This is a genomic window from Limnohabitans sp. MMS-10A-178, from assembly GCF_003063375.1.
In the GTDB taxonomy this organism is placed as follows: domain Bacteria; phylum Pseudomonadota; class Gammaproteobacteria; order Burkholderiales; family Burkholderiaceae_C; genus Limnohabitans_A.
Genome location: NZ_NERY01000001.1, coordinates 467,961 through 481,978, shown reverse-complemented (window position 1 = coordinate 481,978; position 14,018 = coordinate 467,961). Strand labels below are relative to the sequence as shown.

Below are 14,018 nucleotides of genomic sequence, written 5' to 3'. Positions count from 1 at the left end.
TTATGAACACCAACCCAGACAACATGCAATTTCCATTTGCCAAAGAAGCCCTAGAGGGCTTAGACACTCAGGTCGCGCACGACTGGGATCGCGAGCAGCTGGATGCTATGCACATGCAATTTGTAACGCAGTGGCGACAGTCTATGTCTACCTTGGTTCCAGCTGAAATCAAGATTTTGGCTGGCCACATGGAGATGAAAACTTACGAAGCCTTTGTGCTCGAAGCACCCTCTTTTGCAGACATTCAAGTGTTTGAAATCGATGCGCTTCAAACACTTTGCGCCTGGAGCTTCGACTCTCGCTGGGTGGCTGCAGCCGTAGATTGTTTGTTTGGCGGCGCCGGCATCATTCCCATCAAACCAAGAAGCAGCAAACTCACACACATCGAATTGGGTATTCGGCAACGTTTGCTTGAAACATTGGCCACGGCCTATGAGGCAGCGTGGCAAACAGCTTACCCCATTCGATTGCAACCCCTCAGGCAAGAGCAACAACTCTCCTCGCTCAGGCTAGCCTCTCACAAAGACACGGTGTTGCACGCTCAATTTTCCATCCACTTCAACTTGCTCGAACTGAAAGTAGATTTGTGTCTGCCCAAGCGCGCACTGAGCTGGCAAACCCCCAGCACCTCAGCCAACCCTTCCGAAGCTTCGGGGCAACCAGGCGGGTGGAGCCGCAGCCTGCAGCATCAGTTGTATGCCAAGCCCGTCGAGTCTGTGGCCGTCTTGTGTGAAAAAGAACTTTCTGTGGCGCAATTGTTGTCTTTGTCTTTGGGCCAAGTTCTGCCCATTGATTTATCGGCACCGGTGCGCCTCATGGTCGATGGCGTCAGCATCCTCAGCGGGCGCTATGGCGTTAGAAATGGCCATTACGCTCTGAAGGTGGAGCACATGAATGCCGCGCCGGTCATTCCCAAAATTGAAGACTTTGAGGGTGCAACTTCGGGTCAATACCTCGGCAGCCTTGACGTTCCCGCCCAGGCGCAAACAGACTTGGCCAATGCCGCAAAGGCCCTGAGCCAGTTAGATCAACAAATTCAAAAAAGTGAAGGTGACCTGTGACCGAGCAGATTGAAAAACGGCACTCTGATGACTTAAGTCATTGGGGCAAGGTGCCTTCTCCCGAAGCAGACACCGCAAAACCGGCCATTCACGACATGGACATGGTCATGGACCTGCCCGTGAAGGTGATGATTGAGTTGGGCCGAACCCAGATGCCATTGGGCGACCTCATGTCGGTTCAAAACGGTGGCGTGATCGAGCTTGACGTGGAGGCTGGAGAGCCCTTGAATTTGGTGGTTAACGGTTGTTTAATTGCACAAGGCGAAGTTGTCATCGTTGACGACCGCTACGGCATCCGCTTGACTGATATCATTTCACCATCGGAGCGTTTACGGAAATCTAAAAATTGACCCCACTTTCCTCCTTGTCGCGTCTTTCAGCATTTGTCTATTTAGGCATTTTCTCAATTGCCGCTCAAGCGCAAGCCTTGTCAGCGCCCGTTTCAAATGGCGCTTCTGGCTCATCGTCGTCTGTCTGGGGAGGCGCTTGGTTAGGTTTGGTCACTCTCAGCTTGCTGGTGGTGCTGGTTGCGGTGGTGGTTTGGCTTTTTCGCCGTGGCGCACAGGGCTCTACAGTAGGTGGACAAATTCAATTGCTGGCCGCCTTTCCAGTGGGCCCGCGCGAACGTTTGTTGGTGGTTCGCATGCAAGATCGTATTTTGGCCTTAGGCCACACCCCCACGCACATCAGTTTGTTGGCAGAGTTAGACGATTTTGAACCCATGGCCAACTCGGGTTCACTGCCCTCTGGCTTTGCTGGCCAACTCATGACACTGCTTTCAAGAAAGAACAGCGCATGAGGCTGTTCAAGCTCAAATGGCTGGTGGCCATTGCCCTTCTTCTGTGTTGCGGTTGGGCTGCAGCTCAAAACTTACCGCTGGTCACTTCAAGCACCTCCAAAGCCGGCACTGTGTATGCCGTACCCGTGCAAACCTTGCTGGCCTTAACGGCCCTTTCTTTTTTACCGGCTGCGCTCATGCTCATGACCAGCTTCATTCGAATTCTCATTGTCTTTTCGATGTTGCGGCAAGCATTGGGACTTCAAAGCATGCCGCCCAATTTGGTCTTGATCGGTCTGTCGGTGTTTCTGACATTTTTTATCATGAACCCCGTGCTCGATGCCATGTACCGAGATGCTTACTTGCCTTTGGCCAGCGGCAAAATTGGGTTTGAAGAAGCGGTAACCATTGGCACCGAGCCCTTGAAGCAGTTCATGCTGAGCCAAACCAACAAAGACGACCTCAGCCTTTTTGCCAAGCTTTGGGGCAAGCCCATTGAAACCCGAGCCGATGTGCCCATGACGGTCCTCATTCCCGCTTTTGCCGTCTCTGAAATCAAAACAGGTTTCTTGTTTGGCTTCCTCATTTACTTGCCCTTCTTGGCCATCGATTTTGCTGTGGCCAGCATTTTGACCTCATTGGGTATGGTCATGGTCTCACCCATGATGTTCTCATTGCCTCTCAAGTTGGTGGTATTTGCATTGGCAGACGGCTGGTCTTTGCTGGCCGCTTCTTTGGTCAACAGTTTCAAGGTCACCTAAGATGGATTCAGGCTTTGTCATCGAAGTTGCCTTTAAAGCGCTGTGGATGGCTTTCATTCTGAGCGGGCCTATCCTCATCAGCCTTCTCATTGTGGGCTTGGTCATTGGTATTATTCAAGCGGCAACATCGGTCAACGAAAGCTCCATTGCATTCATCCCCAAGCTGGTGGTCATCGCTGTGGTCATGCTCATTGCCGGACCTGTTAGTTTGGCAATCTTTGTGGATTACCTGCGCGAGGTCATTCAAGAGCTGCCCGACATTCTGAGGTAAGCCTCGTGTTGCCGATCAGCCCAGATTGGATGACCCAAACAGCAACCCTCTGGATGCTGATTTCAGTGCGACTTTTGGGTTGTTTCATGACCATGCCCTTGTTTGCATTCAGGTCAGCCCCTATGCGATTGCGAGTTTTGCTGGCCTTGGTCATTGCATTTGCACTCGTTCCGCTTGTTCAATCAGACCTTCCTCCTATAGACAGCATGCCACCCGGGTATGCCTTGGTGTTTGTTGAGTTGGCTGTTGGCCTCACGTCTGGCTGGATGGTCAGAATTGGCCTGACGGCAGTAGACATGCTGGCCGACGTGCTGTCGCAGCAATCTGGTTTGAGTTTTGCGGCCACACTGCAACAAGATGCCAATTTGGCTTCAGGTTTGGTAGGCGAGTTTTTAGGCTTGTTGGCCATTGCCTTGGCCTTCACACTGAACATTCACTTGGTCATGCTTGAGTTGTTGGCGCAAAGTTTCAAAGTATTGCCTTTGGGAACTTGGCCAACTGCTTGGAACTGGGGCTCTGTGCTGGGCTTGGTTCAAGATGCCTTCACTTTAGGCTTGGTGTTGGCCCTGCCAGGCATTGTGATTTACTTTTTGTTCAACATGACGCAAGCCATCTTGGCGCGGATTAGCCCACAAATGAACCTTTTCTCGGTGGGTTTTGCCATCATGATTCCGGTGGCCTTTGTGGTGGTGGTTTTGTTGCTGCCGTCTTTCGCAGACTTGGTTCAAACCGCCCTTGAGTCCCCCTTCGAATTAATTCGCGCTGGTTTTGGCCCCAGGCTCTAGGCCTGCTCTAGGCCTGGTCTAGATTTGGCAAAGCGCCAATTTCTGGCAGAGGCAAGTCGTCTGCCGCAGAAGCTTGCTTCAACTCATAGGCCCAAGCCAGCACCTTGGCCACCACCTCAAACAAGGGCGCCGGAATGGGTTCGCCCACCTTCAAATGCTTGTGCAGCAACCTGGCCAAAGGAGGGATGCGGGCCACCGGCACTTGGTTTTCATTGGCCACGCGCTGAATGAGCAAGGCTATTTCGTCCATGCCTTTGGCCACCACGATGGGGGCACGCATTTTCTCGGCGTCATACCTGAGAGCCACAGAATAGTGATCGGGGTTGGCCAGCACCACATCGGCTTTTTCCATTGCAGACATCATGCGCGATGTGGCAATTTGACGCTGCCGCTGTCTGAGACGAGATTTCAATTCGGGCGAGCCCTCAGTCTCTTTCATCTCCTGCTTCAACTCTTCTGGGCTCATTTTCATTTTCTTTGAGAAGCTGAACCACTGAATGACCACGTCCAACGCTGCCACCACCAAAATGGGCAACAGCAACAGCAGCAATCCCGTTTCTATGAGGCCTAAACTGTTGGCCAAGGCTTGGTCTAAACCCTGTCTGGATAAAACGCTGAGGTTGCCCATGAGGCTGGTGACATAGGCCACGCCCACACCAAAAACCACAATGACTTTCAAAATATTCTTGGCCACCTCGGTCAGGGTGTCCGTAGAAAAAATTCGGCCTAGACCTGCAAACGGGTCAAGCCTGTCAGGATTGAGTTTGAAAGCCCAAACTGGCTGAAACTTCACCATGGCCAAAGGCGCCAAGGCGGAGACCAGCCACAAGGGCAATACGATGGCCAAAATCCAGAGCATGGCGCCAAACAAGGGGCCACTGGCCCATTCGCTCAAGTGGACTTGCCAGTCTTCACTGGTGCCAAAGGTCAAGCCTTGCTTGACCAATTCCACCATGCCCTTCATTAAAAAGCCGCCGACTCCTAGAAAAAAAGCTGCAAACAGCACGAGCACCAAGAAGGTGGTGAGGTCTCGAGATTGCGCGAACTGACCCTCCTCGCGCGCGCGTTCAAGCCGCCGCTCCGTCGGGTCTAGTTCTTTTTCTTCACTGTTGTCTGAGGACTCTGCCAATTCAAATCTCTGAGCTTGTGTTTTCGCGGCATAAATTGCCAAGGGCCAACAAGGCAGGCCTGCAATTTTTGCCGTGAAAACCAGTTAAGGATCGGTTTTGGGCTATTTGTACCACTTAAAGCTGCCAACTATGGTGTTTTTAGAAGTTTTAGTGGGTTGGCACGCAGTTTGCGAAGTATCTGAGAAATTTGATTAATTTATTGGATCTAACGTGAACACCGTCCCTCAATTTGACTCGCTGAAATTTGGAGAAGCCGCACTCAAGTTGCGCAGCCTTCGCCATGAATTGCTCAGCTCAAACTTGGTTAACGCAGACACGCCCAATTACAAAGCGCGCGATATTGATTTTCAATCGGTATTGATGCAGCGCTTGTCTGGTCAGGCCAGCACAAACTCAGTGAGCCTCCAACGCACTCATCAGGGTCATATTCATATGACTTCCTCTGTTCAGTCACCCCAGCAAATGTTTCGCGTAGGTGTTCAGCCTTCTTTAGATGGCAACACAGTAGACCCCGACATTGAGCGTGGCAACTTTGTGAAAAACGCCTTTTTCACTGAAGCTGCCATCAGCTTCTTGGGCTCTTCCTTTCGCTCGCGTCTGTCAGCCATTACAGGGCAGCCATCATGAGCTTGATGGGCACTTTTGATGTGGGCACAACAGGTTTGGTAGCGCAGTCATTGCGCCTGAACTTGATTGCATCCAATGTCGCCAATGCTGAAAGCGCTGTGAGCGCAGATGGTCAAGCTTACCGTGCACGCCATGTGGTACTGCAATCTGAAGCTCGTGCAGGCCGAGTGGGCCAAGGTGTGAAGGTGGCTCGCATTGTTGAGAGCAATGCTGAGCCACGCATGGAATACCGGCCTGGCCATCCTTTGGCCGACTCTAAAGGCTACGTCACCATGTCCAACGTGAACCCTGCAGAGCAGATGGTGGACATGGTGTCTGCATCGCGCGCCTACCAGTTCAACATTGAAATGATGAACACCACCAAGCAACTCATGCTCAAGACGCTGGATCTTGGCAAATAAAGGAAGCAATCATGTCAACAACGATCAATAACATTCCTGTTTACGACCGCTTTGCACCGCCAGCACCGGCCACCAGCAATGGCACTTCTTCGGCTGATCTTTCAAAGAACTTTTTGAAAATGTTGACGGTGCAATTGCAAAACCAAGATCCGATGAACCCCATGGACAACGCCGCCATGACTTCACAGCTGGCTGCGCTAAACCAGGTAGATGGCATTAACAAACTGAATACATCGGTGACTGCCTTGGTAGCGCAAATGCAATCGGCCAACTTCATGAACTTGTCTTCAAGTGTTGGCAAAACAGCTTTGGCGGAAGGTTCACAGATTTACTACTCTGGAAATGCTGTGGGAATGGCAGCCAAATTGGATGCACCTGCTGATTCTTTGAAAGCTGTGATTCGCGATGGCAACGGACAAATCGTCAATCAGTTTGATTTTGGTCCCACCCCAGCAGGAATGAGCGATTTCATTTGGGATGGTGGCAACGATGCTGGCAAGCAAGTGGCCTCTGGCGTTTATACGCTTGAACTTATTTCCAAAGATGCACAAGGCAAAACTTCTTCACCCAAAGCCTATGTGGGCGCCATGGTGGCCAGCATAGGTCAAGAGGGCTCAGACATGAAAGTGGGCCTGAGCGATGGACGCAACATTTTGACCACTGACATTGTCAAGTGGCTGTCCATTTAATTTTTTTGAATCAACAGATTAACCTGAGGACATTGACATGAGCAATATCGCAACCGCACTCTCTGGACTGCAAAACGTTTCCCAAGCCATTGACACCGTCAGCAACAACATTGCCAACGCCAATACCATTGGCTACAAAACTGGCGAATATGTGTTTGCCACGCAGTTTCTGAACGGCAGCAACTCGTCTGACCAGCCCGCGACAGGCCAAGGCAGTCAAACCTTGGGTGTGCGCCGTGCAATGACGCAAGGTGCCATTACCAACTCAGCCAACCCTCTAGACTTGGCCATCAGTGGCAAAGGCATGTTCCGTTTGTTGCAAGGCTCTGGCAGTGCAGCAACTGTCGATCCTTCTGCAGTTTTTTACTCTCGCAATGGCCAGTTTGGTGTGGACAAGAGCGGCTACATCGTGAACGAAAATGGCATGTACCTTACTGGCTATCAGCCCACCATGGATGGCAATCAACTGACGGATGACTTGATCAAGAACAACGGCTTGCTGCGCATGCCCGAAAGCAACTTGCCAGGCAATGCCACCACATATTCCAATTTGTCGGCCATGCTGGATTCCACTTCCACAGCGTTTACCAAATCAGCCAATGTTGCATTTGACCCTACTCAGGCAACTTACAACAACAAAACCACTCAGACCGTGTTTGACAATTCAGGCAATTCACACACCTTGGAGGTGTACTACCGCCGTATCAATGATTCAACATTGTCAATCACTTCGGGGGCTAACGGTTATACCTATACACCCAGCACTGCAGCATCGCCCAATACACTGGGCACCACCAGTGTGACGTTGAACAGAGAAACCATTTTGCGTGTCAACACAGCACCGGTTGCCTCAACCTTGGCTAGTACCGAATCAGCCGGCACAACCGTCTCCTTAACAGCAGCTCCAAGCAGTGCAGGGTCAGCTGTGACGGTAACAGCTGGTATGAAAGTGTTCATCAATGGTGTTGATTCTGGTGTAACGGTAGCCACCTACACAGCTGGTGCTACTTCGCTCACAACCAGTGCCAACGTGACAGTTCCCAGCGGCGCTTCTATTTCGTTTTTCAACAAAGATAACGCAACCACAACCACTGCCAATACCTTGGCCGCAGACACATCTGTTGCCGTGACAACAGCAGCTGGCTTGGCGGTTGGTGACAAAGTCTATCTCGGCACAACGGACACTGGCACAACCATCACCGCGATCAACGGCTTGAACATCACGGTTTCTGGCGCAATTGGTGCTTCTACCTCTGGCGCAGCGATCACATTCAAGCGCCCCTTGTCGATGACTTTGATCACGCCCGAAGGCACTGAAATTCCTGTTACAGGTGCAACCAACAAAAAAACTTCTGGTGAAATTTTGACAACCACCACTTCACAAGTGGAAGTTTATGCATCAATTGATGGCAAGTTTTACGACTACCAAGATAGCTCTACATTTTCCAGTCGCGCTGCCAACCCTGAAACTCAAGGCGCCAACGGAACTGGCTACAAAACTGTAGCCAAGCTCAGCTTCATGGGTGGCCAAAACATCGACACCATCGTGAAAGACTCTTTGTCTGGCGATTCGATGTTCAAAACGACCACCAAGTTGACCAGCCGCCTTACCAACCAAGCTGGTGGCAGTACTGATTTGATTGTGGATCTCGATTTGTCAGGCACACAGCTTCACGCAGGCGCTTTCCAGATTACCAAGAGCATCCAAAATGGCGAGCCAGTTTCACGCTTAACCAAAGTGACGGTTGACAACGAAGGCCGCATCGTGGGTGTCTATGGCACTGGCAAACAACAATTCATTGGTCAAGTTGCCATGGTGAGTTTCGACAACGAAGAAGGCCTTATTCCTGTTGGCAAGAATGCGTTTGCTGCTTCCAACATGACCGGCACCGAGAAAGACGGCACTGGCGTTACTGTAGGCCGCGCAAGCACAGGTGTGTTGGGCGAAATTCGCAGCCAAGCACTCGAAGCATCCAACGTTGACCTGGCCAACGAACTGGTTCGCTTGATGATTTTGCAACGCTCTTACAGCGCCAACTCACAAAGCTTGAAAGCTGTTGACCAGACTTTGCGCGACACATTGCAAATGGTCGGTTGATCTTTATAACTTCTTAACAAACCTGGCTTAAATCATGATTGATCGTTTTGTCTTCACTGCCATGACCGGTGCCAAAAGCGCCATGGGGCAGTTGGCCACAACATCGCACAACATGGCAAATTTGCAAACGCCAGGTTTTAGGGAAATGTTGTCTTCATTTCGGGCCGTTCCTGTGAATGGAAGCAATGCAGATTCTCGCGCCTTTGTGGTTGATTCAACACCCGGTGCAGACTGGACGCCTGGCGCAGTCACTGCCACGGGCAATTCATTGGATGCTGCCATTCAAGATCAAGGATTGTTTGCTGTACTTCGCAGCAATGGCCAAGAAGCCTACACACGTGCTGGCAAATTTCACATGGATGCACAAGGTTTTCTGGTGAACTCATCGGGCTTGCGTGTTTTGAACGAGCAGAACCAAACCATTCAAATTCCAGTGGGTAGTCAAGATGTGGCCATTCAGCCCAATGGCACGATCACAGCCACATTGCCAGGCCAAAAATTTGAAACGCCTGTGGCACGTTTGAAATTGGTCAACCCAGCGCCTCACACTTTGGAGCGTCAAGCCGACGGCCTGTTTACCTCCAACCAAGATTTGGCTTCTTTAGATGACATTCGCTTGGTGCCTGGCTCTTTAGAAAGCAGCAACGTCAGTGCAGCACAGGCCATGGTTCAAATGATTGCGCAAAACCGCTTGTTTGACTTGAACATTCGTTTGGTTCAAGTTGCTGAACAAAATTCGAAATCTGCAGGGGCTTTGATGTCTCTGTCTAGGGTTTAAACACCCGTGAATGAAGGAGTTAGAAAATGTTGAGATCATTATGGGTTGCCAAAACTGGCATGGATGCACAGCAGGCCAACTTGGACAGCATCTCCAACAACTTGGCCAACGTTTCAACCACCGCCTACAAACGTGTTCGTCCTATTTTTGAAGACTTGCTGTATCAAAATATTCGTGCACCTGGCATGAACGAAGATTCGGCCAGCTATGTGCCAGCTGGCTTGCAAGCAGGCAACGGTGCTCGCATTGCGGCCACTCAGCGCATTAACAACGCGGGCTCTTTGGTACAAAGCCAAAACCCCTTGGACATGGCCATCAATGGCAATGGTTACTTTGCTGTATCAACATCCAATGGTGTGGCTTACACACGTGCAGGCAATTTCATGCGCAACGACAAGGGCCAAATTGTGACGGCCAGTGGCAATGTGCTGTTGGGACAAAGCAGCATCTCTTCTGCCAGTGCCGGTTCAGCGGGCATTGTGATTCCCTCTAAAGCAACCACGGTTGCCATTGGCACCGACGGCACCGTGAGCTACAACTTGGCTGACTCTACATCACCTACGCAAGCCGATCAAATTGCCATGGTGAACTTTGTCAACCCAACAGGCTTGGCTTCAGCAGGCGGTGGTTTGTACTACGAAACCATGTCTTCTGGTGAGGCTCAAGTGGGTGTTGCAGGCAAAGACGGTATGGGCTCCATCACCCAGTTTTACACCGAGCAATCGAACGTGAACGTGGCTGAAGAATTGGTTTCGCTTATTGCTGCACAGCGTGCTTATGAAATTACAGCCAAGTCAGTTTCGGCTTCCGATCAAATGCTGCAAAAGTTAGGACAACTGTGATGAAACAACTTTTATTGCTTATTTCAATCGCTGCTGTTTTGGCAGGCTGTGCAGAGTTGCCTTCTGCCTCCAAGCAATCGTTGGTCAATGGCGGCACAACCGCACGGCCTGAATCGCAAGCCGTCATTGCAACGACTAAAGGCTCACTGGTTCCTACTACAAGGCCTGTAGCTTTGACACACAGAGGCCTTTTTGAAGAGCGCCGTGCTGTTCGTGTGGGCGATACACTGACTGTGTTGTTGAATGAAACAACCCGTGCCAGCAAAGACATTGGCACCAACGCACGCCGCTTGTCTTCAAACGGATTGAATGCTGGACTCAACTTGAGCACAAGTTCAGGATCAACTACCGGTTTGAATGGGGGCGTTAATTCGAACGGTAACACTAACTTTGACAGCAAAGGCGGATCCTCAGCCTCTAATCAATTTTTGGGCACGATCACAGTCACTGTTTTGGAAGTGCTGCCCAATGGCAACTTGAATGTGGCTGGTGAAAAACGCTTGGCTGTAGGTCACGAAGAAGAAGTAATTCGCTTTGGCGGCGTTGTGTCTCCTGCCACCTTGCAGGGCAATACGGTGCTGTCATCACAAGTGGCTGATGCTCGCATTGAATACCGCGGTCAAGGTATCACCGATCAAATTCAGAGCCCTGGTTTCTTGACCAAATTGTTCACACGGTTTTCTCCTAACTGAGGCATAGGCCATGACCCATCGCACTCTCTCTCAATGGTTTTTGATCGCGGCTTTTGTGTTTGGCATGTCTGAAGTCATGGCCGCGCGCTTGAAGGACATGGCCGTGGTATCGGGTCTGCGCCCCAATCAATTGATTGGCTACGGCTTGGTGGTGGGCTTAGACGGTACTGGCGACAACTCTGGCGCCAATCCTGTTACGGGTCAGTCTGTCATTACCATGCTCAATTCACTGGGTGTGGCTGTGCCGCCTGGCATTAATTTGCAAGCACGCAACGCCGCTGTGGTTATGGTGACAGCAGAGTTGGCCGCATTGGCCCGCCCTGGTCAGACCATGGATGTCACCGTTTCCTCTTTGACCAGTGCCCGCAGTTTGCGCGGCGGTACTCTCATCATGACGCCTTTGAAGGCAGCCAACGGTCAAGTCTACGGTCAAGCACAAGGATCGATTGTGATTCCAGGTGCGTCTGTGAGCACTGCCATGGCCAGAACCACCATCAATCAGTTGTCATCGGGTCGTATTCCAAGCGGCGGCATTGTGGAGCAAGCTGCACCAGAAGCCGACTTAGACCCTGTAGTTGAGTTCAATTTCCACAAAGTGGATTACGCTCAAATTCAGCGGGCTGTCGAAGCCATCTCTAAGGTGGTGAGTGAAGAAAATGCAGTAACGGCCATCGATGCCAGAACTGTTTCTGTTCGGGTGCCCGTTCAAAGAGCACAACGCGTCAGTGTGATGGCGCAATTGCTTGAACTCGAGATTCAACCCGTTGTAGACATTGCCAGGGTGGTCATCAATGCACGCACAGGATCTGTGGTGGTGAATCAGTCAGTCCGTTTGGCGCCTTTCGCTGTGACTCATGGCAATCTGACCATCCAAGTACAAGCAAGCAACCAAGTGGTTCCCCAATCATTGTTTTCTCGCAACCGCCCAGTGAACCAGCGCAATGAGCGCGTCAGCATCGATCCCGGCCCAGCGGGTCAAATGGTGCGCGTCGAAGAAGGCGCTTCCTTAGAGCAAGTGGTCCGCGCCATCAACTTGTTGGGTGTGACACCGCAAGATTTGATGTCTATTTTGCAAGCCATGAAAACTTCTGGTGCATTGCAAGCAGAGCTGGAAATTATCTAACATGGCCGACCTCATTGTCTCTGGTTTGATTTCTGCAAAGCCGCTTACTAGCGGTGTAGCCGATACGCCGCAAATTCAGAAAATCAAACAGACAGCTCAAGACTTTGAGGCTGTGCTGTTGCGCCAGATGATGCGCGAGATACGCAATTCCGTGTTCAGCGAAAGCAGCAAAGGTGGTAGCAGTTCTACCTATTTGAGTTTGGCAGATGAACAATTGGCCAACAACATGGCCGCGCAAGGCGGTTTTGGCTTTGGCAAAGCCATGGCACAGCAAATGATTCAGCAGGTTCAAGCAGCGCAGTTAATCAACTCTGCTGCCACTGCCGTAAAGCCTTAAGCACATCGGAACCATTCAGTGAGAACAGCAGCCCTTTTTGACAGCGCCATGGCCGGACTTCAGTCCGCTCAGTCGGGCATGCTGGTCACTTCACAGAACGTCACTGGTTCATCGGTTGAGGGGTATGTGCGTCGCACTTCCAATGTGCGAGTGAATGGCTTGTCGCCTTCTTCAATGGATCTGACTGGCACCTCCTTTGCCGTTGAAGGTTTCACAAGATATTTTGACAATTTGCTGCAAGGCCAATTGCTGTCGCAGCAAAGCAAAACCAGCTACAGCCAAGCACTGACTCAATCGGTGGCGCCCTTAGATGCCATGCTCACCGAGCCTGCCACATCCATTGCCACTGCCTTGGGCAATTTTTTCAATGCCGCTGGCTCTATTGCCAATGAACCCACCAACTCGGCTTACCAACAAAGCTTGATCGGCAATGCGCGTTTGGTAGCCGATCGGGTGCGTGGTTTGGCCAATGCCGTGGGACAAATTTCAAGTAATGCTTCTCAAGCTTTGGCCGATGTGCTGAATCAAGCCAATTCACTCACGCCTCAATTGGCTTCCATCAATGCCAAAATTCGCGCCGCAGCTATACCCGGCGTTGCTGCAGCGTCTCCCGATTTGCTAGACGAACGCGATCGAATTTTGGGCAAGCTTCAAGAACTGGTCGGTGGCAGCACCTTGATCAATGAAGATGCCACGGCCAGTTTTTTGCTAAATGGGCAACATTTGGTTGACCGGGAAGTGGCCAACAAATTCACCAATACTGCAGGCACAAGTGTCATTCGCAGTGACATGCCTCTCACCGACCTCAGAATCAAGGTGGCATCTTTGGATGGGCGCAATCCTGTTTATGTCAAACTTGTGCTGCCCTCTGTCGAACAAAAAGCAATCGATGGTGTCAATCCGCTGATTGATGCCAATGGCAATTCTGTGATGGTGCCTGGCCAAACCATTTTGCAAGATGGCAAAGCGGGCGCTTATGTCCATCTGATTCAAAACTTTGTACCAACAGTACAAAAGAGCATTAATTTGCTGGCCACACAACTTGTGCGAAGTGTCAACCAAATTACCAACGCCGCCGGCAATGCCATTGCACCTATATTTGGTTTTTCTTCAATCACCTCAAGCCCCACCCCACTGACGGGCATTAGCACTGACACTGCCGGCAAAGCTTTGCTAGATGGGCTTTGGAAAAAAGCGGATGGCACTAATTTTGTTTACAGCGAACTCGTTGAAGGCTCAAATCCTCAGAGCAACAACTATCGAAAGAGCATTGACACTGCATTGAGCAAAGCAGAGTTTGATGCGCGTCAGTTCAAAGTAGTGGGTACATTTGACAACGCACAGTTTGCCAACATGGACGCCACCGCTTCTGCCGCTTTGCAAAGCAAACGCGATTCATTTACTTCTCCCGTAACTTTCATCACCAGCAGCGTAGCAACCACCATTGCCACATGGAAGAACACGCTGCAATCGGATGAAGCCTTAGAAAAAAGTTTGGCCAACCAAAAATCTTCCATCACCGGCGTGAATTTGGATGAGGAAGCGGCCAACTTGGTCAAGTACCAGCAGCTCTACAACGCCTCCAGCAAATTGATGCAAACTGGCAAACAGATGTTTGACACTCTGCTTGGCATGTTGTCATGAT

Annotated in this window: 17 protein-coding genes; 16 read left to right on the top strand and 1 reads right to left on the bottom strand. The window is 50.9% G+C overall.

Annotated features, from left to right (window positions below):
* The first annotated feature begins 2 nt into the window (after positions 1–2).
* Genes B9Z32_RS02380 through B9Z32_RS02355 form a run of 6 tightly spaced genes read left to right on the top strand, consistent with a single transcriptional unit; the run spans position 3 to position 3,656 of the window.
* The gene (locus B9Z32_RS02380) at positions 3–1,061 is read left to right on the top strand and encodes a flagellar motor switch protein FliM (protein ID WP_108419766.1); all 1,059 of its coding nucleotides are present in this window, start codon (positions 3–5) and stop codon (positions 1,059–1,061) included.
* Positions 1,058–1,411: a flagellar motor switch protein FliN gene (fliN, locus tag B9Z32_RS02375; protein ID WP_233248030.1), complete on the top strand. Its 354-nt coding sequence runs from the start codon at positions 1,058–1,060 to the stop codon at positions 1,409–1,411. Before B9Z32_RS02380 ends, fliN begins: the two co-directional genes overlap by 4 nt.
* Complete coding sequence (locus B9Z32_RS02370; RefSeq protein WP_108419765.1) at positions 1,408–1,860, top strand: flagellar biosynthetic protein FliO; 453 nt, start codon at positions 1,408–1,410, stop codon at positions 1,858–1,860. Before fliN ends, B9Z32_RS02370 begins: the two co-directional genes overlap by 4 nt.
* Positions 1,857–2,600: a flagellar type III secretion system pore protein FliP gene (fliP, locus tag B9Z32_RS02365; RefSeq protein ID WP_108419764.1), complete on the top strand. Its 744-nt coding sequence runs from the start codon at positions 1,857–1,859 to the stop codon at positions 2,598–2,600. Before B9Z32_RS02370 ends, fliP begins: the two co-directional genes overlap by 4 nt.
* Before the next feature lies 1 nt (position 2,601).
* Positions 2,602–2,871: a flagellar biosynthetic protein FliQ gene (locus B9Z32_RS02360; protein WP_108419763.1), complete on the top strand. Its 270-nt coding sequence runs from the start codon at positions 2,602–2,604 to the stop codon at positions 2,869–2,871.
* Positions 2,872–2,876: 5 nt separating this feature from the next.
* The gene (locus tag B9Z32_RS02355) at positions 2,877–3,656 is read left to right on the top strand and encodes a flagellar biosynthetic protein FliR (protein ID WP_108419762.1); all 780 of its coding nucleotides are present in this window, start codon (positions 2,877–2,879) and stop codon (positions 3,654–3,656) included.
* 7 nt (positions 3,657–3,663) lie between these two features.
* On the opposite strand, the gene B9Z32_RS02350 is transcribed toward B9Z32_RS02355, so the two are convergent.
* Entirely contained in the window at positions 3,664–4,785 is a 1,122-nt protein-coding gene (locus B9Z32_RS02350; protein ID WP_158268163.1) for a flagellar biosynthesis protein FlhB, read from the bottom strand.
* Positions 4,786–4,996: 211 nt separating this feature from the next.
* Here B9Z32_RS02350 and flgB point away from each other — a divergent pair, with 211 nt between their 5' ends.
* From flgB to flgK, 10 genes are read left to right on the top strand one after another with little or no spacing between them, the layout of a single operon-like run.
* Complete coding sequence (gene flgB, locus B9Z32_RS02345; protein WP_199219923.1) at positions 4,997–5,413, top strand: flagellar basal body rod protein FlgB; 417 nt, start codon at positions 4,997–4,999, stop codon at positions 5,411–5,413.
* On the top strand, positions 5,410–5,814 hold the full coding sequence (gene flgC / locus B9Z32_RS02340; RefSeq protein ID WP_108419760.1) for a flagellar basal body rod protein FlgC: 405 nt from the start codon (positions 5,410–5,412) through the stop codon (positions 5,812–5,814). Before flgB ends, flgC begins: the two co-directional genes overlap by 4 nt.
* 11 nt (positions 5,815–5,825) lie before the next feature.
* Entirely contained in the window at positions 5,826–6,503 is a 678-nt protein-coding gene (locus B9Z32_RS02335; RefSeq protein WP_108419759.1) for a flagellar hook assembly protein FlgD, read from the top strand.
* Between the two features lie 37 nt (positions 6,504–6,540).
* On the top strand, positions 6,541–8,601 hold the full coding sequence (locus tag B9Z32_RS02330; protein WP_108419758.1) for a flagellar hook-basal body complex protein: 2,061 nt from the start codon (positions 6,541–6,543) through the stop codon (positions 8,599–8,601).
* Between the two features lie 34 nt (positions 8,602–8,635).
* The gene (locus B9Z32_RS02325; protein ID WP_108419757.1) at positions 8,636–9,379 is read left to right on the top strand and encodes a flagellar basal body rod protein FlgF; all 744 of its coding nucleotides are present in this window, start codon (positions 8,636–8,638) and stop codon (positions 9,377–9,379) included.
* A 26-nt stretch (positions 9,380–9,405) separates the two neighbouring features.
* A complete protein-coding gene (gene flgG / locus B9Z32_RS02320; protein ID WP_108419756.1) occupies positions 9,406–10,221 on the top strand; it encodes a flagellar basal-body rod protein FlgG in 816 nt (271 codons plus the stop codon).
* Entirely contained in the window at positions 10,221–10,913 is a 693-nt protein-coding gene (locus B9Z32_RS02315; protein WP_108419755.1) for a flagellar basal body L-ring protein FlgH, read from the top strand. The genes flgG and B9Z32_RS02315 overlap by 1 nt, the downstream gene beginning before the upstream one ends.
* Positions 10,914–10,923: 10 nt before the next feature.
* Positions 10,924–12,036: a flagellar basal body P-ring protein FlgI gene (locus tag B9Z32_RS02310; RefSeq protein ID WP_108419754.1), complete on the top strand. Its 1,113-nt coding sequence runs from the start codon at positions 10,924–10,926 to the stop codon at positions 12,034–12,036.
* Position 12,037: 1 nt separating this feature from the next.
* The gene (locus B9Z32_RS02305) at positions 12,038–12,373 is read left to right on the top strand and encodes a rod-binding protein (protein WP_108419753.1); all 336 of its coding nucleotides are present in this window, start codon (positions 12,038–12,040) and stop codon (positions 12,371–12,373) included.
* An 18-nt stretch (positions 12,374–12,391) separates the two neighbouring features.
* On the top strand, positions 12,392–14,017 hold the full coding sequence (gene flgK, locus B9Z32_RS02300; protein WP_146179440.1) for a flagellar hook-associated protein FlgK: 1,626 nt from the start codon (positions 12,392–12,394) through the stop codon (positions 14,015–14,017).
* Position 14,018 lies beyond the last annotated feature (1 nt).

Excerpts from the sequence above, each read along its gene's own strand:
- B9Z32_RS02305 (WP_108419753.1), top strand. The coding sequence starts at position 12,038 with ATGGCCGACCTCATTGTCTCTGGTTTGATTTCTGCAAAGCCGCTTACT.
- B9Z32_RS02325 (WP_108419757.1), top strand. The coding sequence starts at position 8,636 with ATGATTGATCGTTTTGTCTTCACTGCCATGACCGGTGCCAAAAGCGCC.
- B9Z32_RS02310 (WP_108419754.1), top strand. The coding sequence starts at position 10,924 with ATGACCCATCGCACTCTCTCTCAATGGTTTTTGATCGCGGCTTTTGTG.
- B9Z32_RS02380 (WP_108419766.1), top strand. The coding sequence starts at position 3 with ATGAACACCAACCCAGACAACATGCAATTTCCATTTGCCAAAGAAGCC.
- B9Z32_RS02315 (WP_108419755.1), top strand. The coding sequence starts at position 10,221 with ATGAAACAACTTTTATTGCTTATTTCAATCGCTGCTGTTTTGGCAGGC.
- flgC (WP_108419760.1), top strand. The coding sequence starts at position 5,410 with ATGAGCTTGATGGGCACTTTTGATGTGGGCACAACAGGTTTGGTAGCG.
- B9Z32_RS02330 (WP_108419758.1), top strand. The coding sequence starts at position 6,541 with ATGAGCAATATCGCAACCGCACTCTCTGGACTGCAAAACGTTTCCCAA.
- B9Z32_RS02335 (WP_108419759.1), top strand. The coding sequence starts at position 5,826 with ATGTCAACAACGATCAATAACATTCCTGTTTACGACCGCTTTGCACCG.
- B9Z32_RS02360 (WP_108419763.1), top strand. The coding sequence starts at position 2,602 with ATGGATTCAGGCTTTGTCATCGAAGTTGCCTTTAAAGCGCTGTGGATG.
- flgG (WP_108419756.1), top strand. The coding sequence starts at position 9,406 with ATGTTGAGATCATTATGGGTTGCCAAAACTGGCATGGATGCACAGCAG.
- fliP (WP_108419764.1), top strand. The coding sequence starts at position 1,857 with ATGAGGCTGTTCAAGCTCAAATGGCTGGTGGCCATTGCCCTTCTTCTG.